Raw genomic sequence first — 16444 nt, forward strand, 5'->3', positions numbered from 1 at the left:
ACCGCCGGGCGCCAGCAGTGATCCCCCATAGCTCAATTGGCAGAGCATTCGACTGTTAATCGAAGGGTTATTGGTTCGAGTCCAATTGGGGGAGCTCAGCAACCAGGTCAGTGGCTTCCGAGCCACTGACCTGGTCTGCATTTCAGGGTGGTCAGCCGGGTGGGGCGTGCAGGGTGGGCCGGTAGATCAGCTCCTGGATCCGGCCGTCGAGGGTACGGCTCTCGAGCAGCTCGAGGTCACACTCCGCTCCCCCCACGGCCCGGGACACTCTCGCCCGGCTCTGCGACGAGGTCGCGGTCGAGCACACCTCGGCGTCCGATTCCGGGCGTACGGTCCGCGTCTCGGCCGTCCACCGCGTGGGCGTTCTGCCGGTGGGCGAGGTCGCGGTGGTGGTGGTCGCCGTGGCGCCGCATCGGGCCGAGGCGTTCGCGGCGTGTTCGGAGCTCATCGAGCGTCTCAAGCACGGGGTGCCCATCTGGAAGCGGCAGCGCTTCACCGACGGCGTCTCCGAATGGGTGGGCGTCGGCGACTGCTGAGTTGGTCAGGCCGGCCGTCTGCGGGGTCGGTACCTGTCCTGACCCGGCGGATTGATGAGTGTGCCGTCGTCGGCGACGATGCGGTCGGCGAAGGCGTTCCACTCGCGTTCCCAGATGGCGTCACGGGCACGGGCCAAGGGGCCCTTGGGTCGGGTGCGGTGTTCGTGTCCGGTGTCGGTGATGATGACGAGTTCACCCAACGGCCCGGACCGGTAGGCGTTGGTCCCGAACGTCTTCTCCCGGTGGTGTTTGCGGCACAGGCAGACGAGGTTCCACTCGGTGGTCGGCCCGCCGAGCTCGGGGTCCTTCGTGTTGAACGCGATCACATGGTCCACGTCGCAGGCCTCGGCGGGAACCGAGCACCCGGGGTGCCGGCAGGTGCCGTCGCGCATGCGGATTCGCTCGGCCATCGCGGGGGTGATCATGTACCGCAGGGCGTGCTCGGGGGAGTCGAGCACGCCGGGGGCGGGGTCGATGAGCTCGAACCGCACGCTCGCGTCGTCGCCCTCGAGCAGTTCCGTGCAGAGCCATTCGACGCTGCTGTAGGTGCCGTGGACGAACTCGACACGGTTGGGCAGGCCCCGGGCCGCGGAGGCGATCACGCTGATGCGGATCGGCTGACCGGCCCGCGCGGCGTTACCCAGCGTGGGCCGGGGGAGGTCCGCCCCGAGCCTGACGTCGCCGAGTGCGATGCCGTCGTGCTCGGACGCGGAGTCAGTGTCGGAGCCGGGGCCGGGGCTGGTCGTGGACGGGTCACCAGCAGGCGGATAGACGGCGAGCGCGGCGAGGGCGTCGGCGCGGAGCTGGTCCAGGGAACCGTCCAGTCCGTCCGCCGAGGCGGCCGACGCATCGGTCTCGATGCGACGACGGAGGAGTTCGGCATCGGCGGCGGTGAGCCTGGCCCACATCGTGGCCATGCCGTTCCGGTCGCCGCGGAATCGGACCGAGCGGGTGGCGGCCGCCGCGGCGGCGGCGTCCTGCGCGGCAGCCGGGTCGTGTCGCTCCACGGCGTCATCGATCGCCGAGTCCACCGCGTTGCGGGTCGGCCGGTCGCCACCGTCGAGATCGTCCGTGAAGCGCGCGACCACCTCGTCCTCCACGATCGACACGATCGCGTCGGACACCTCCGCCAGGCGACACGCGATATCGACCGCCAACTGCTCGGGCAGTAGCCCGCGGTCGACCGTGGATCGCAGACGGGGCAGCCGTCGGTGGATCTGCGTCCCGGCCGTCACCAACCGCGCGGCGTGCCAGCACGTGAGCTGGCACGCCGCCACGAGGTGATCGCGGGCCCGGGCCTCCGGATCCAGCCGGGCGTACGCGGGCCGACGCGAACCGGCGCCGGCCTCGTCGGCCTGCTCCGCCTGTGCCTGGGCGGCCCGGGCGAACTGGTCGACCAGGACATGCGCCGCCTCCAGCCGCGTGGCCCCGGCGCGGTTCTGCGCCAACGTCGCGGCACGGGCCGCCTCGCTGACGGCCTCCATGTCGACCATGCCGAGGGGCTCGGGTACGGCGAACAGTGCACTCGTCGTCGTCACCATTCCACCCCCTCCGCCACCGACATCGAACCTACATTCGACAATACCCGCACCGGCGCACTAGCACAAGGGTTCGATCATTTTCGATCACTCACCCCAACCTGGTACCCACCCACTGCGCCAGGGAAACACCGTCACCTGCACCCGATCGACCAGATCGGCGGCCATCAGCGCCCGGTTCATCGACAAGCTGCCGTGCGAGCGCAACGACACGTCGGATTGCTGCTTCAAGCGAGCGACCACCTCGACGGCGTTTCCGCTGACGATGGCCGCGTCCGGCCAGTCGAGGGGACCATCCAGCGTCGTTGACACCACCGTGGTCAGCAGCGTGGTCATCTGGGTGACCCAGGGGTCGAACACGCCGGAATCGTCAGTAGCCGCCCCAATCACCGTTGTCGTTGTACGACCCGAAGCCGCCTCCCATGGGAGGCAGTCGGCGATCAGCCCGGTTGGAGTGTCCGGAAATCGCCTCGGTCGAAGCTGATGTGGAACCTCCTCGAGTCGATCCGCCAGCCCTCCGGCGTGCGGGTCCACAGGTCCGAGTACTCGCCGAGGCACTCGTAGGACAGATCGGACTGGTCCCCGGCACCGAGGTGGAGGACCCGCGCGTACGTGAGGCTTCGTGCCCGGTCCTCGTCTCCGTGGAAGGCGAGCTGGACCCGATGGTTGCCCAACAGGTGCTGGGACGGTCCGCAGCCCCCGAGGTGCTCCCTGACCCTCTCGATGATCGCCTGCCGACCGGTCGCGCCGTACCCGGTGGCGGACTCGGTGAACAGCTCGCCCAGCCCGTCCCAGTCACGTGAGTCCAACGCTGAGGCCACGTCGGCCAGACGCTCAATGATCAGGTCCCTATCACTTGTCATCTCCCCTTGGTAGCAGTGATCGCCGGGGGATCTCAGCTGTCGTCGCTAATCTGGCCGCCATGACCGACGTCGAGATCGCGCTGTCCACCGGCCGCGTCAAGGGCACCGATCTGGGGGATGTGGTCCGCTACTACGGCATTCCGTACGCCGAGGACCCCGTCGGCGACCTGCGGTTCGCCGCCCCGGTCCGCCGCGAACCGTGGCCGGGCGTCCGCGACGCCACCCGGCCGGCGGCCACCGCGCAGCGGCTGCGCTTCGACCCCGATCCGGCGATCCCCGAGCCGATCGTCGCCGGCACGGACATCCTGCACGTCGACGTGTGGGCTCCCACCGAGGGCACGGGCCACCCGGTTCTGGTGTGGATCCACGGCGGCGGCTGGGAGTCCGGGTCGTCGCACCAGCCCTGGTTCGACGGGACCGCCTTCGCGCGCGCCGGGATCGTCGTGGTCTCGGTGGGCTACCGCCTGGGCGTCGAGGGGTTCACCGCGTTCCCCGACGCCCCGGACAACCGCGGGGTGCGGGACTGGATCATGGCCCTGGAGTGGGTCCGCGACGAGATCGCGGCGTTCGGCGGCGACCCCGGGCAGGTCACGGTGTCGGGTCAGTCGGCGGGCGGCGGGGCGGTGCTCTGCCTGCTCGCCTCGCCGTTGTCGGTCGGCCTGTTCCACCGGGGGATCGCCTCGTCGCCCGCGGTGCTGCGATCGCCTGCCGCTCAGGCCCCCAAGGGCACGACCGCGGCGGAACTGGCCGCCGGCGGGCGGGGCGCCGTCGACGAATTCCACCGGCGCCTGCGCAAGGACAATCCCTTCCTCATGCCGTTCCGGCCGACGGTCGGCGACGACACCGTCCCGGTCCCGCCCCTGGAGGGCATCGGGAGCGGTCCCGGGCTCGCCCTGCCCCTGCTCATCGGCTCCACGGCCACGGAGTTCGAGGGGGTCGTCCGGGCCCTCCCCGGTCCGGCGCTGGTGCCGGGTGCCGCGATGATCCTGCGGTCCCAGGAACTGCCCACCACCGGACTGCGCGCGCTGGCCAGACAGTCGGCGGGCAAGTCGCTGCGCCGGGCGGTGGGGGCGGTGGTCGACGCCGCGACCATCCACTCGACCGTTGTGCGGGCGGCAGAGACCCGGGTGGCGGCCGGCGCGCCCACCTGGGTGTACGACTTCCGCTGGGCCGAGGGCCGCGGCGCCGTGCACTGCGCGGACCTGCCGTTCTTCTGGTCGGTGCCGGAAGCCGCGAACGTGCGGGCCTACCTCGGAGCGGATGCGCCTCCGGATCTGGTCGACGCGATGCACCGGTCGTGGGTCGACTTCGTCCGCTCCGGGGACCCTGGGTCCCCGCCCTATGCGCCTCCCGGGAGACGGGTGCAGGTGTGGGATGACCCTCCCGCCGTCGTCGAGGACGGACTGGCCGACGTCCGCGCGGTCTGGTGGCCCGCCGGAGACTCCTGACGTCTTGCTACGATTGCGCGGCGCGTGCCGGTGACATACCCGGCGCGTGCGGGGGGCTATAGCTCAGTTGGTTAGAGCCGCGGACTCATAATCCGCTGGTCGCGGGTTCGAGCCCCGCTGGCCCCACCACAGCTGGCCCCACCACCACGCCGCGACCCCACCGCGGACGCGGGTCGGCCCGGTCAGGCGGGCCCGGAGCGCCCGACTAGAATCGATCTCCATGGTCGACTCACTGCTCGTCGCCGGTACGACCTCCGATTCCGGAAAGAGCGTCGTGACCACCGCACTGTGTCGGGCGTTCGCCCGACGCGGCATCGACGTGGCCCCGTTCAAGGCCCAGAACATGTCCAACAACTCGATGGTGGTCGCCGCCCCCCACAGCACAGGTCCGCACAGCACAAGCCCGGACGGCACCGCCGAGATCGGGCGCGCGCAGTGGATCCAGGCGCTGGCCGCGGGCGTGGCCCCGGAGCCCGCGATGAACCCGGTGCTCCTCAAACCCGGCGGCGACCGGCGTAGTCACGTGGTGGTGATGGGACAGCCGGCCGGGTCGGTGTCCTCCCGCGACTTCGTCGACGGACGGGCCCACCTTGCCGAGGCCGCGTACGCCGCCTACGACGACCTCGCCTCCCGTCACGAGCTCGTCATCTGCGAGGGGGCCGGCAGCCCCACCGAGATCAACCTGCGTTCCAGCGACTACGTCAACATGGGCCTGGCCCGGCACGCGGACATGCCGGTCGTCGTGGTGGGGGACATCGACCGCGGCGGGGTCTTCGCCGCCCTCTACGGCACGGTCGCACTGCTCGAGCCCGCCGATCAGCGGCTGGTCGCGGGGTTCGTCATCAACAAGTTTCGCGGCGACCCGACGCTGCTGGCCCCCGGGCTGCGGCAGATCGAGGACCTCACCGGCCGGCCGGTCCACGGGGTGCTGCCCTGGAATCCCGACCTCTGGCTGGACTCGGAGGACGCCCTCGCGGTGGGTCCCCGCGCCGCCGACGCCGCCGCCACCCTGCGGGTGGCCGTGATCCGTCTGCCGCGGATCAGCAACTTCACCGACGTCGACGCCCTCGGCCTGGAAGCGGACGTGGAGCTGGAGTACGTCACGGAGCCCCGCGACCTCGCGGGGGCGGACCTAGTCGTCGTCCCCGGGACCCGCGCCACCCTCGACGACCTCGCCTGGCTCCGCGCCCGGCGCCTCGACCGGGCGCTCACCTCCCACGTCGAGCGCGGCGGCGCGGTGCTGGGGATCTGCGGCGGCTTCCAGATGCTCGGCGGGGAGATCTCCGACCCGGACGGCATCGAGGGCGAGCCCGGTGCGCGGGTGACCGGCCTCGGACTGCTTCCCGCCACCACTCGCTTCGGCGCCGAGAAGGTCCTGCGACTGCCGACCGGACGCGCGCTGGGTCAGGACGTGGGCGGGTATGAGATCCACCACGGCAGGGTGAGCGTCGGCGGCGGGGCCGAGCGGGTCGACGACGACGAGGAGTTCCCCGGCGGAGCCCGGCGGGGCCGCGTGTTCGGCACCATGTGGCACGGAACCCTCGAATCGGACGGCTTCCGGTCGGCGCTGCTGGCCGAGGTCGTCGGCGGCTCCGGCGGCGTGGGGGAGGGCTCCGGCGGCGCGGGTCGTGTGCGTCCGGCCTCCGGGGTGAGTTTCGCGCGGGCCCGCGAGGCGCGGCTCGACCTGCTCGCCGACCTCGCCGAGGAGCACCTCGACCTGGACGCGCTGCTCGAGCTGGCCCGCTCGGGCGCTCCGGAACTGCCGCTGCTGCCGCCGGGGGCGGACCGATGAGCGTGCTGATCCTGGGCGGCACCGCCGAGGCCCGCGACCTCGCCGTCCTGCTGCAGGAGCGCGGCCTGCGGTTCTCCTCGTCTCTGGCGGGCCGGGTCGCGCGGCCGCGGTTGCCGGTGGGGGAGGTGCGCGTCGGCGGGTTCGGCGGCATCGACGGGCTCCGGCGGCACCTCACGGAGGCCGGCGTGACCGCGGTCGTGGACGCCACCCACCCCTTCGCCGCCGGCATCTCGGCCAATGCCGCCGCCGCCTGCGCCGCCGCGGAGGTGCCGCTGCTGCGGCTCGAGCGGCCGGGCTGGGCCGCCGCCGCGGGGGCCGATCGCTGGCACTGGGTGGACGACCACGACGAGGCCGCCGCTACTGCGTCCCGCGTGGGCCGGCGGCCGTTCCTCACCATCGGCCGGCAGTCGCTGGACAGGTTCGTCGGCCCGCTCGCCGAGCACCACGCGCTCGTCAGGGTGGTGGACCCGCCGGAGGTGGAGCTGCCCGCGTCGTGGCGACTGCTGCTGAACCGCGGCCCCTACTCGGTGGCGGGTGAGCGTGAGCTCTTCGCCGACCACGGCGTGGACGTGCTGGTCACCAAGGACTCGGGCGGCGGTCACACGTGGTCGAAGATGGCGGTGGCCGACGAGCTCGACGTGCCGGTCGTGGTGGTGCGACGGCCCGGACCCGCACCGGGCGTGCCCGTGGTGGACAGTGCAGCAGCCGCCGCGGAGTGGGCCGGCGCCGCTGACTGACCAGGCCGGCGCCCCGAGGACCGCGGTTAGAGCAACTTGATGTGGATCTCCCGGATCCGGTCGTCGTCCACCGTGTAGCGGCCGCGCAAAGTCAACGTCATGGTCTGCCCCTCGTCCAGCGACATCCCCATGAAGTCCTTCACGTCGGCGCGTGCGGTGAGCGTGTTGATCACCGTGACTATGGCCGTGTCGCCGTCGACCTCGATCTCCTCGGGGGTCATGCGGTCGACAAACGTACTGGTCATCGCGCGGTAGGTGTCGAGGTAGGCGGAGATCCCGTGCTGGGTGCCGGCGGCGGAGTGCAGGACGACGTCCTCGTGCAACACCGCGGCCAGGTGGTGGGGGTCCTCGCTGTTGTAGGCCTCGTAGTAGGCGGTGATGACGTCGCGCACGGTCATGAGGTCTCCTCGGTGGTCGTTCCGACCCGGGCGGTCAGCGAACCGGATGCCGGGTCTACGCCTATTCGGCCAGAACGCGCCCGCGACCGCAAGGGGCCCGGTTAGCCGAGTCGGGCGGGCCGACGCGCGGTGGCGAAGCGCCGCGCGTGCGCTGCGAACCGGGCCGCCATCGCCGGATGCCCCGCCCAGTGCGTGTGTAGGTAGGACGCGTGGACCGACCCGCTGACGAACCCCTCTGGTCCGGCGCTGCTGGTCCAGGCGGGAGCCGCGCCCGGTTCGTCCGCGCGCGAGCCCGCCGCGCCGGCGGGCGGGTTCACGGCCGTGCGGTGGAACTCGTGGCCGGTGACCTCGGTGCCGGCGGTCGCCAGGACACTGTCGGCACCTGCGGTCGAGCGGCGATAGGCCAGGGTGAGCCGCGGGGCCATGGCCGCGTCGGCGTCAACAGCACCGACCATGGGGACACCGTCGAGGGTGCGACAGAGATAGAGCAGGCCCGCGCACTCGGCGACCGTTGGCGTCCCGGCCATCGTCGCCGCCCGCAGTGCGCGAAGCATCTGCTCGTTGGCGGCGAGGTCCGCGGCGTGGACCTCGGGGAACCCGCCCCCGCGGTAGATTCCCGCGGCGGTGTCGGGCAGTGCCTCGTCGGCCAGCGGGTCGAACGGCACCACCGAGCAGCCGGCCGCCTCGAGCAACTCGACCGTCTCGGCGTAGCGGAAGGTGAAGGCCCGGCCACCGGCCACGGCGATGAGGGGGCGTGCCTCGTCGTCGTCGACCCCAGGCGCCCGGCCATCACCCGGGGCGTCACGACAGGCGCCCCCGTGATCAGCGCCGACGCCCCCCAACGCCGCGCGCGCCGACCACGCCCCGCCCGCCAGCGGCGGCGCCTCACGCGCGATCCGCATGACGGCCTCCAGGTCGATCGACGCGGCCACCTTCCCGGCCAGGTGGTCGAGCGACCGCGCGGCCTCCGGGCGTTCGGCGGCGGGGACCAGGCCGAGGTGTCGGGAGGGGGCGGTGACGTCGTCGTCGCGCTGGAGGACACCCAGGACCGGGATGCCGAGTGGGGCCAGCGCGCGGCGGACCTCGTCGGAGTGGCGGACGGAGCCGGCCTTGTTGAGCACCACCCCGGCGATGTGCACGGCCGGGTCGTAGGAGGCCATCCCCAGCACCACCGCGGCGATGCTGCGGGAGGCGTGGGAGATGTCCACGACCAGCACGACGGGGGCCCCGGTGAGCGCGGCGACGTGGGCGGTGGAGGCGAACCCGTCGCCGCCGATGTGCCCGTCGTACAGGCCCATCACGCCCTCGATCACCGCGACGTCGGCGGGCCGCCCGGCGCCGGCGCCGGCGCCGTGCAGCAGCAGCGGCACGATTCGCTCCTCGCCCACCAGGTGCGGGTCGAGGTTGCGGCCCGGCCGCCCGGTGGCCAGGGCGTGGTAGCCGGGGTCGATGTAGTCGGGGCCCACCTTGTGCCCCGAGACCTCCAGCCCGGTGCGGCACAGCGCGGCCATGAGGCCGGTCGCGACGGTGGTCTTGCCGTGCCCGGACGCCGGCGCGGCCACGACGATCCGCGGGAGGTCGGTCACCATTCGATGCCCCGCTGACCCTTCTGCCCGGCGTCCATCGGGTGTTTGACCTTGGTCATCTCGGTAACCAGGTCGGCGACCTCGAGCAGCCGGGGGTCGGCGTCGCGGCCGGTGATCACCACGTGCTGCCGGCCGGGGCGGCTGGCGAGGGTGGCGACCACGTCGTCGACGTCCACCCAGCCCCATTTCATGGGATAGGTGAACTCGTCGAGCAGGTAGAGGTCGTGCCGCTCGTCGGCGAGGCGCCGCTTGATCTCGGCCCATCCTTCGGCGGCGTCGGCGGCGTGGTCGTCCTCGGTGCCGTCCTTGCGCGACCACGACCAGCCCGAGCCCATCTTGTGCCACTCGACGGGCCCGCCCTCGCCGGTCTCGGCGTGCAGGCGGGCGAGGCGTTCCATGACGGTCTGCTCGCCGATGCGCCACTTGGCGGATTTGACGAACTGGAACACACCGATGTCCCAGCCCTGGTTCCAGGCGCGCATCGCCAGGCCGAACGCGGCGGTGGACTTCCCCTTGCCGGGCCCGGTGTGGACCATGACCAGCGGCCGGTTGCGGCGTTGGCGGGTGCTGAGCCCGTCGTCGGGCACGATCTCCGGCTGTCCCTGGGGCATCAGGCCACCTCACCTTCGGTGCGCGGATGGCCGGGTCGTGTGTGGCCGGGTCGCGTGCGGTCGTCCGGGGTCGGGCCGCGGTCGGCGGAACCGGGGCGCGCGGTGCGGGCGCGGACGGTATCGGCGAGTCCCTCGGCGGTGACCTCGCCCAGTGGCACGTGCTCAGCGCCCAGGTGCCCGGCGAGCTCGGAGGCCAGGCCCATCCGGAAGCGGCCGGTCTCGCAGTCCACCACCACCGAGGCCACGCCGAGGGAGGCCAGCCCGGTCGCCGCGGTGCGGGACCTGGCGAGGGCGTCCGGGCCGTGGGTGGCGCGGCCGTCGGTGACGACGACGAGGAGGGCCCGCCGCCGCGGATCGCGGACGCCCTCGATGCGCAGGACTTCGGCGGCGGTGATCAGTCCCTCGGCCAGTGGGGTCCGGCCGCCCGCCGGGAGTTCCGCGAGGCGGGTGGCCGCGATGTCGACCGACGACGTGGGCGGCAGGGCCACGTGGGCCGCGGCCCCGCGGAAGGTCACCAGTCCCACCTTGTCGCGGCGTCGGTAGGCGTCCAGCAGTAGGGAGAGGATCGCGGTCTTGACCTGCTCCATCCGGGTGCGGGCGGCCATGGAGCCGGAGGCGTCCACGCAGAACAGCACGAGGTTGGACTCGCGGCCCTCGCGGACGGACGAGCGCAGGTCCTCGGCGGCCAGCCGGAGTCGGCCACCGTTTGGGCCGGCTCCGCGACCGCGGGCGGATTGCTGCGGCGCGGCGGACCGGATCGTGGCGGGCAGGTGCAGGTCGGAGCCGGTGAACGCGCGCGCGCCGATGCGGCGGCCGCTGGTGGTGAGGGCCCTCGACCGGCGGCCGGCCGCGCCCTGGCCGGTACCGGCGACGGCGAGCAGGCGGGTGCGGTACGGCGCCGCGGCCGCGGTGACCGTGCCTGGCTCGGGCGGGGTGGGCCCGGGAGCGTCGGACCGCGAGGCGTCGGCGGGGGTGTCCTCCGCGGCGTGTCCGCCGGGCTGCTCGTCGGCTCGGCCGTCGGCGTCGTCGTCCGATCGCCCGCCCGCCTGGGCGGGGCCCGCGGTGCTGGAGGCGTTGCCGGCGCCGGGGCCGTCCTCGTTCTGCTCGGTCTGCTCGGGCGAGTGCTCGTGCCCGGCGTGCTCGGCCGAGGCCCGCGCCGGGGCGGACTCTGCATCCGAGGTGTCTGCCGACGCGGACTCGTCTGCGGACTCCGACTGTTCGGCGTCGTCGGCCGGCGCGGTCTCGTCCCGGGGGTCGGGATCGGGCTCGTCGTCGTCGCCCAGGAGCCGTTCCAACAGGTCCTCGTCGAGGCCCGGCGCATCGAACGGGGCACGACGGCGGCGGTGGGGCAGCGCCATGCGCGCGGCGACGCGGATGTCCTCGCGGGTGATCCGGGTCCGGCCCTGCCATGCGGCGTGGGCGGCGGCGGTGCGGGCGGTGACGATGTCGGCGCGCATGCCGTCCACGTCGAAGCCCGCACAGACCCGGGCGATGGTGGTCAGCGCCCAGGGGGTCAGTCTCACCCGGTCGAGTACGCGCCGCGCGGCGGCGATCCGTTCGCGCACGGCGGCCTCGTCGGCGGCGTGGGCGGCGACGAATCCCGCCGGGTCGGCCTCGAACGCGATCCGGCGGCGCACCACCTCGGCGCGCAGCTCCGGGTCCCGGGGCGCGGCCACCTCCACGGTGAGGCCGAAGCGGTCAAGCAGCTGGGGCCGGAGCTCACCCTCTTCGGGGTTCATGGTGCCGATCAGCACGAAGCGCGCGGCGTGCTCCACCGAGATGCCGTCGCGCTCCACGGTCACCCGGCCCATCGCGGCGGCGTCGAGCAGCAGGTCCACCACGTGGTCGTGGAGCAGGTTGACCTCGTCCACGTAGAGCAGTCCGCGGTGTGCGCGGGCGAGTAGGCCAGGTTGGAACACGGTCACACCGTCGGCGAGCGCACTCTCCAGGTGTAGTGATCCGGTGATGCGGTCCTCGGACACCCCGATTGGTAGCTCGACCAGGCGGACGGGCCGCCGCTCGGTGGGCGCGTCGTGGGGGATACGCCCGTCCGGGGTCTCGGAGCCGCGGTCCTCGGGTGCGGAGGTGAAGCGGTCGCCGGTGACGACCTCGACCTCCGGCAGGATCCCGGTGAGGGCGCGGACCATCGTGGACTTGGCCGTGCCCTTCTCACCGCGGATCAGCACGCCGCCGACCGCCGGGGACACCGCGGTCAGGGTCAGGGCCAGCGCCATGTCGTCGGAACCGACGACAGCGCTGAAGGGGTAGTGCAGTGGCATGGGGGCTCCCGCTCTCGTCTGCCAGGCTGGTCAGCGCGAGGCCGGTCTCCGGACTTCCCGGCTCATCTCGGATGTGCGCGCGGGGCGCGATCGCCTGAGAGGCCGGGTTACCGTAGCGGGCCCTGTGCCGGATTCTCACCGGCTTCCCTGATTCTCCCCTCCGCCCCGCCTGTGGCGGGTCGTGGGGCACCTCGTGCTGTGGGGTCTGTTCGGTTGTGTGGTCCCGAGGCTAGCCCAACGGCCTGTCCCGGGGCGCCTCAGGTGTCGCGGTAGGGTTCCGCGTCATGAATGCACGGGTGGTGGTCGTCGGCATCGGCGGCGACGGGTGGGCGGGGCTCGACGAGGCCCGCCGTCGCGCCGTCCTGGGCGCCGAGGTGGTGCTCGGCGGTGAGCGTCATCTGGCGATGATTCCGGGCGACGTGCCGGCCGAACGAGTGCCGTGGCCGCGGCCACTGAGGGACGGGTTGCCGGAGCTGCTCGAGCAGTTCCGCGGGCGGTCGATCGTGGCCCTGGCCTCGGGCGATCCGCTGGTCGCCGGGATCGGCACCACCCTGATCGATGTGCTGAGCGCGGACGCGGTGGAGGTGCTCCCGGCGGTGTCCTCGGTCGCGCTGGCCCGCGCCCGGATGCGGTGGCCGGCCGAGTCCGTGGCGGTGCTGCGCGACCACCGCGCGCTCGGTCGTGAACTGGCACCGGGGCGACGTCTGCTGGTGCTCTCGGCCGATCGGAATACGCCGGGAGAGGTCGTCGCGATGCTTGTTGGCGCCGGCTTCGGGGGGAGCGCGATGACCGTTCTGTCCGATCTCGGGGGCCCGGCCGAAGCGCGATTCAGCTGCCCGGCGCGCGACTGGGTTGTCGACCACGGGGCCCCCGCCCTGCACGTGTTGGCCGTCGAGTGCGTGGCCGACGCGTCCGCCCGGCCGCTTGGGCTGGCGCAGGGATTGCCCGACGACGTCTTTGAGAACGACGGCCAGCTCACCCGCCGCGACCTGCGAGCCTCTGCCCTCTCCCGGCTCGCGCCCTCGGCCGGAGAGCTGCTGTGGGACGTGGGTGCCGGCGCCGGGTCGGTGGGCATCGAGTGGATGCGCGCTCACCCGTCCTGCCGGACTATCGCCATCGAGGCTGATCTCGGGCGGGCCGCGCGAATCGAGCGCAACGCGACCGCGCTCGGCGTGCCCGGGTTGGAGGTCGTCCACGGTCGTGCGCCGGAGGTCTTGGAGGGTTTTCCGCGGCCGGATGCGGTGTTCGTCGGAGGGGGCGGCACGGCCCCTGGCCTGCTCAGACAGTGCTGGGACGCGCTTCGTCCCGGCGGACGGCTGGTCGCGCATGCGGTGACCCTGGAGACCGAGCGCGTGGTGGTCGACGCCCGCGCCGAATTCGGCGGGGAGCTGACCAGGATCCAGGTCGAGCACGCGGACTCGATCGGCCGGTTCACTGGCTGGGCGCCAGCTCGGGCTGTGGTGCAGTGGGCGGCCGTGAAGCCCTTCGTCGCTGCGGCTGATACTTCGGAGACAGGGGAGAGCTCGTGACCGTTCACTTCGTGGGAGCCGGCCCCGGCGCCGCCGACCTGCTGACGCTGCGCGCGGCTGCGGCGCTTGCCGCCGCCGACGTGTGCCTGTACGCGGGGACGTATCTCGACGACGGTGTGCTCGACCACTGCCGACCCGAGGCCCGGTTGGTGGACACCCAACATCTGGACTTGGATGGGATCATCGGCGAGATCGTCGCCGCTCACGCAGAGGGTCTCGAGGTGGTCCGGCTGTGCTCGGGTGACCCGTCGCTGTACTCGGCGCTCGCCGAGCAAACTCGCCGACTCGACGCGGCGGGCGTTCCGTGGGATGTAGTTCCTGGTGTTCCCGCCTATGCCGCCGCGGCCGCCGAGCTGGGCGTGGAGCTCACGGTTCCCGAAGTGGTTCAGTCGGTGGTGCTCACCCGTGTTCAGGCGCGATCGACGGCGATGCCGTCGACTGAGTCGTTGGAGAATTTCGCCGCCACCGGCGCGACGCTTGTGTTGCACCTGGCGATCACCCGTACCCGCGAACTCGCTGAGCGGCTGATCCCCACGCACGGCGCCGACTGCCCGGTGGCCGTGGTGGCCAACGCGAGCCGCCCGCACCGCGTGGAGCTGCGCGGCACTCTCGCTGACATCGCGGACGCGGTCGAGGCTGCCGGACTGAGGCAGGCTGCTGTGATCATGGTCGGCCGCGCGCTGGTCAGGCCGGGCGAAGCGGAATCGTGGCTGTACGCCTCGAATCCCGAGCGTGAGTCGAAGCGGCGGAGTGTCGCCGATACGCTCGGAGGGGATTGAACGCGGCCGGCGCCCGAGCGCTGACCAGGGAATTTCACATAACCCAACATTATCGGCACATCCGTAGGGCGGGTGCTGGGGGGACCGACGAAAACCAGTCCGACGTTTAGTTTAACCAACGACGACGCCCCCGCAGTCGTCAGACCGCAGGGGCGCCCCTTGGGTGACTCAGCCGAACTGCGACAGGAATGTCGCCGTGTAGCTGGTCGCGAACGCGACCAGGCTCGCGGCCGCGATGATGCCTGCGACACGAACGGCCCCGACTGCCAGCTCACCACTGGACGCGGTGCCGTTCGCCGCCTTGTGCACGGTCACTCCTCCGTAAACAGCGGCGACGACCACGAGCATCAACGCGAGTGCGATGAACGAATAAACGATGGTCTCCATTTCACCTCCTTTCGTTGTAGGTCGGTGACCCTATCGGCGACTCATGCCGGTGCAGCACGCCAACGAAAGTGCAGGTAGAAACCCTCTAGGTCGAGGAAGTCGTAAATGAGGGACCGATCGCGGCCAGGGAGTGGCAGATAGGGCTTGTCGGTACCGCGGGTCCGGCGAGTTGGTGTGTTATCTCGCAACATCGTGGACACCGGATCTCGACTCTTCGGTGACAGCCGATCTCACGACTTCGTGTGTCCTGTCTCATCACTTCGAGGACACACGATCTCATGACATCGTGGACACGCTGTCTCACCACATCGTGCACAGGAATCGGCGTGGGCTGGGCGAGTGTGGCGGTCATGTCCAATTCACTGTCGCCGCGCACGCGGGCCTCGATCATCAACTACGACCCGACCCAACCGCACGCCTTGTCCGTGACCGAGTTCTGCCGGTCCTTGAAGATCTCGCGCAGCGTGTTCTACAAGGTGCGCACCCGCGCGGCCCAGGAGTCGACGGCGGCGTTGCATCCTCGCTCTCGAGCGCCACGGTCACCGGCTCGGCGGTACGGCCCAGACGTGGTCAACGAGATCGTCGGGATCCGCAAGCGTCTCAAGAAGGATGGATGGGATTACGGCCCACGCTCGATCCACTACGAGGCCGCGATGCAAGACGCCTTCCCCGGGGACTTCATTCCGTCGGTGGCGACCATCGGCCGGTTGCTGTCCGCAGTCGGGCAAGTCGACCCGGCCCCGAAGAAGCGACCGAAGTCGTCTTACATCCCGTTCGTCCGCGCCACAGCGATGGCGCTGTGGCAGCTGGACGCGTTCGAGTATCGCCTCGCTGACGGCACAACTGCGACCGTCTATCAGGTGCTCGACGACGCGACCCGCTACGACGTCGGATCGTGGGCCCATAGCCGGCACGAGAACAGCATCGACGCTAAACGTGTACTCGAGGACGCGATTGAGCGGCACGGCGCTCCTCAGGAGTTGCTGTCAGACAACTCGTCTGCGTTCAACCAGCTACGCGGTGGCAGGATCGGCAACGTGGAGGTGTTCCTCGCCTCGAGAGGCACCATGCCCATCACGGGCCTGCCGGGAAGGCCCACCACGCAGGGCAAGAATGAACGCTCACACCAGACGATGACCCGGTTTCTCAATGCGAACCGTCCAGGCACGCTGGAGCAGTTGCGCGAGCGGATCACCAGGTTCCGCGAGCACTACAACCACCGCCGCCCGCACCAGGCTCTGGACCAGGCCACGCCACGGACTGCGTGGGATCTACTCGACCACACCCCTGCGGTCGAACCGATTCGCATGGAGGTGCTCCAAGCAAAGGCCTCCCAGTATCGGCAGGCTCGACGCTTGAGCCAACGACAGATCGGGCGTGCAACGGTAACGGTCTCCAAGTCAGGGCAAGTGCTGCCTGAACCGCCCAGCGTCGACGCGATGGAGCAGGCCGCAGACCAAACGGTCGTTGAGGTCACGGCAGCGAACCGGCAGGTCTACTACCACGGGTACGCCGTGCGTCTTCCGACCACGTTCGGCGGACGCGAGTTCTACCGGACCATCACCGACGACGAATTTCTCCTGTCCGACATCACCACCGGCGAGGTCGTCATGTCTTTCCCGCTGCCAATGGTGGCGCTGCGGGTCCGCGGCCGGCACGTCGCCTCCTACGCCATCCGAGGCGTTCACGTGGCCAACCCGACCGCACAGTGGGCGCGGAAGATTGCCGAACATGAAGCAGAGTTCGCTCGGCGTCAGGAGGCTGTCCCCGAAGTCTTTGGGGACGGTCGATGACACCGGCCACCAACTCCAACGGGGCAACGCGCGATGCCTGGTAGACGTGCACGAAGTCGTGAGATCGGCTGTCACCGAAGAGTCGAGATCCGGTGTCCACGATGTTGCGAGATAACACACCGGATCGCCGGACTAGGCGTACCCACTGGCCCTATCTGCCAAGGGAGC

At 71.4% G+C, this 16444-nt stretch carries 13 protein-coding genes, 2 tRNA genes, 3 pseudogenes and 1 riboswitch; of the genes and pseudogenes, 9 read left to right on the forward strand and 9 right to left on the reverse strand.

From position 1 onward, the window contains the following. The first annotated feature begins 21 nt into the window (after positions 1–21). Positions 22–94, forward strand: a tRNA-Asn gene (locus OVA21_RS04680). Between the two features lie 57 nt (positions 95–151). Here OVA21_RS04680 and OVA21_RS04685 read toward each other — a convergent pair. Beyond that, positions 152–253: pseudogene (locus OVA21_RS04685) on the reverse strand (dihydrofolate reductase family protein); the annotation flags it as partial. Positions 254–305: 52 nt separating this feature from the next. Between OVA21_RS04685 and OVA21_RS04690 the strand changes: the two are divergent. Next, a pseudogene (locus tag OVA21_RS04690) lies at positions 306–536 on the forward strand (molybdenum cofactor biosynthesis protein MoaE); the annotation flags it as partial. A 5-nt stretch (positions 537–541) separates the two neighbouring features. On the opposite strand, the gene OVA21_RS04695 reads toward OVA21_RS04690, so the two are convergent. From OVA21_RS04695 to OVA21_RS04705, 3 genes and pseudogenes are all read right to left on the reverse strand, one after another. Beyond that, positions 542–2077: an HNH endonuclease signature motif containing protein gene (locus tag OVA21_RS04695; protein ID WP_096905739.1), complete on the reverse strand. Its 1536-nt coding sequence runs from the start codon at positions 2075–2077 to the stop codon at positions 542–544. A gap of 108 nt (positions 2078–2185) precedes the next feature. Continuing rightward, positions 2186–2443 (reverse strand): annotated as a pseudogene (locus tag OVA21_RS04700) (dihydrofolate reductase family protein); the annotation flags it as partial. A gap of 71 nt (positions 2444–2514) precedes the next feature. Beyond that, entirely contained in the window at positions 2515–2937 is a 423-nt protein-coding gene (locus OVA21_RS04705; protein ID WP_096905738.1) for a nuclear transport factor 2 family protein, read from the reverse strand. 59 nt (positions 2938–2996) lie between these two features. Between OVA21_RS04705 and OVA21_RS04710 the strand changes: the two genes are divergently transcribed. The 4 genes from OVA21_RS04710 (at position 2997) to OVA21_RS04725 (ending at position 6914) form a co-directional block, all read left to right on the forward strand. After that, on the forward strand, positions 2997–4385 hold the full coding sequence (locus OVA21_RS04710) for a carboxylesterase/lipase family protein (RefSeq protein ID WP_254050481.1): 1389 nt from the start codon (positions 2997–2999) through the stop codon (positions 4383–4385). Between the two features lie 52 nt (positions 4386–4437). Further along, positions 4438–4514 (forward strand) — tRNA-Ile (locus OVA21_RS04715). A 91-nt stretch (positions 4515–4605) separates the two neighbouring features. Further along, positions 4606–6177, forward strand: a complete 1572-nt coding sequence (locus tag OVA21_RS04720; RefSeq protein WP_268091906.1) for a cobyric acid synthase — start codon at positions 4606–4608, stop codon at positions 6175–6177. Next, entirely contained in the window at positions 6174–6914 is a 741-nt protein-coding gene (locus tag OVA21_RS04725) for a cobalt-precorrin-6A reductase (protein WP_163377201.1), read from the forward strand. Before OVA21_RS04720 ends, OVA21_RS04725 begins: the two co-directional genes overlap by 4 nt. A gap of 26 nt (positions 6915–6940) precedes the next feature. Here OVA21_RS04725 and OVA21_RS04730 read toward each other — a convergent pair whose 3' ends face one another. From OVA21_RS04730 to OVA21_RS04745, 4 genes are all read right to left on the reverse strand, one after another. Next, a complete protein-coding gene (locus OVA21_RS04730; protein WP_163377200.1) occupies positions 6941–7312 on the reverse strand; it encodes a nuclear transport factor 2 family protein in 372 nt (123 codons plus the stop codon). A 101-nt stretch (positions 7313–7413) separates the two neighbouring features. Beyond that, complete coding sequence (locus OVA21_RS04735) at positions 7414–8901, reverse strand: cobyrinate a,c-diamide synthase (RefSeq protein ID WP_268091907.1); 1488 nt, start codon at positions 8899–8901, stop codon at positions 7414–7416. Continuing rightward, complete coding sequence (gene cobO, locus OVA21_RS04740) at positions 8895–9509, reverse strand: cob(I)yrinic acid a,c-diamide adenosyltransferase (protein WP_268091908.1); 615 nt, start codon at positions 9507–9509, stop codon at positions 8895–8897. Before cobO ends, OVA21_RS04735 begins: the two co-directional genes overlap by 7 nt. Then, positions 9509–11788, reverse strand: coding sequence for a VWA domain-containing protein (locus OVA21_RS04745; protein WP_268091909.1), 2280 nt, complete (start codon positions 11786–11788; stop codon positions 9509–9511). The genes cobO and OVA21_RS04745 overlap by 1 nt, the downstream gene beginning before the upstream one ends. Positions 11789–11810: 22 nt before the next feature. Continuing rightward, positions 11811–11997: riboswitch (cobalamin riboswitch) on the reverse strand. Between the two features lie 75 nt (positions 11998–12072). Here OVA21_RS04745 and cbiE point away from each other — a divergent pair. Together cbiE and OVA21_RS04755 are read left to right on the forward strand one after the other, a co-directional pair. After that, positions 12073–13317, forward strand: a complete 1245-nt coding sequence (gene cbiE / locus OVA21_RS04750; protein ID WP_268091910.1) for a precorrin-6y C5,15-methyltransferase (decarboxylating) subunit CbiE — start codon at positions 12073–12075, stop codon at positions 13315–13317. Next, positions 13314–14096 (forward strand): cobalt-precorrin-4/precorrin-4 C(11)-methyltransferase, encoded by a 783-nt coding sequence (locus OVA21_RS04755; protein WP_096905731.1) that lies wholly within the window; start codon positions 13314–13316, stop codon positions 14094–14096. Before cbiE ends, OVA21_RS04755 begins: the two co-directional genes overlap by 4 nt. Positions 14097–14264: 168 nt before the next feature. Here OVA21_RS04755 and OVA21_RS04760 read toward each other — a convergent pair whose 3' ends face one another. Continuing rightward, positions 14265–14483 (reverse strand): hypothetical protein, encoded by a 219-nt coding sequence (locus OVA21_RS04760; protein ID WP_096905730.1) that lies wholly within the window; start codon positions 14481–14483, stop codon positions 14265–14267. A 350-nt stretch (positions 14484–14833) separates the two neighbouring features. On the opposite strand from OVA21_RS04760, the gene OVA21_RS04765 reads away from it, so the two are divergent. After that, on the forward strand, positions 14834–16276 hold the full coding sequence (locus tag OVA21_RS04765; RefSeq protein ID WP_069390199.1) for an IS481 family transposase: 1443 nt from the start codon (positions 14834–14836) through the stop codon (positions 16274–16276). The last annotated feature ends 168 nt before the right edge of the window (positions 16277–16444 follow it).

Source organism: Dietzia sp. SL131 (assembly GCF_026672565.1).
Classification (GTDB): domain Bacteria; phylum Actinomycetota; class Actinomycetes; order Mycobacteriales; family Mycobacteriaceae; genus Dietzia; species Dietzia kunjamensis.

What these genes read in the sequence shown, in the direction of transcription:
- cobO (WP_268091908.1), bottom strand. Translation starts at nt 9,509, where the DNA reads ATGCCCCAGGGACAGCCGGAGATCGTGCCCGACGACGGGCTCAGCACC.
- OVA21_RS04695 (WP_096905739.1), bottom strand. Translation starts at nt 2,077, where the DNA reads ATGGTGACGACGACGAGTGCACTGTTCGCCGTACCCGAGCCCCTCGGC.
- OVA21_RS04765 (WP_069390199.1), top strand. Translation starts at nt 14,834, where the DNA reads ATGTCCAATTCACTGTCGCCGCGCACGCGGGCCTCGATCATCAACTAC.
- OVA21_RS04705 (WP_096905738.1), bottom strand. Translation starts at nt 2,937, where the DNA reads ATGACAAGTGATAGGGACCTGATCATTGAGCGTCTGGCCGACGTGGCC.
- OVA21_RS04745 (WP_268091909.1), bottom strand. Translation starts at nt 11,788, where the DNA reads ATGCCACTGCACTACCCCTTCAGCGCTGTCGTCGGTTCCGACGACATG.
- OVA21_RS04725 (WP_163377201.1), top strand. Translation starts at nt 6,174, where the DNA reads ATGAGCGTGCTGATCCTGGGCGGCACCGCCGAGGCCCGCGACCTCGCC.
- OVA21_RS04760 (WP_096905730.1), bottom strand. Translation starts at nt 14,483, where the DNA reads ATGGAGACCATCGTTTATTCGTTCATCGCACTCGCGTTGATGCTCGTG.
- OVA21_RS04710 (WP_254050481.1), top strand. Translation starts at nt 2,997, where the DNA reads ATGACCGACGTCGAGATCGCGCTGTCCACCGGCCGCGTCAAGGGCACC.
- OVA21_RS04730 (WP_163377200.1), bottom strand. Translation starts at nt 7,312, where the DNA reads ATGACCGTGCGCGACGTCATCACCGCCTACTACGAGGCCTACAACAGC.
- OVA21_RS04720 (WP_268091906.1), top strand. Translation starts at nt 4,606, where the DNA reads ATGGTCGACTCACTGCTCGTCGCCGGTACGACCTCCGATTCCGGAAAG.
- OVA21_RS04735 (WP_268091907.1), bottom strand. Translation starts at nt 8,901, where the DNA reads ATGGTGACCGACCTCCCGCGGATCGTCGTGGCCGCGCCGGCGTCCGGG.
- cbiE (WP_268091910.1), top strand. Translation starts at nt 12,073, where the DNA reads ATGAATGCACGGGTGGTGGTCGTCGGCATCGGCGGCGACGGGTGGGCG.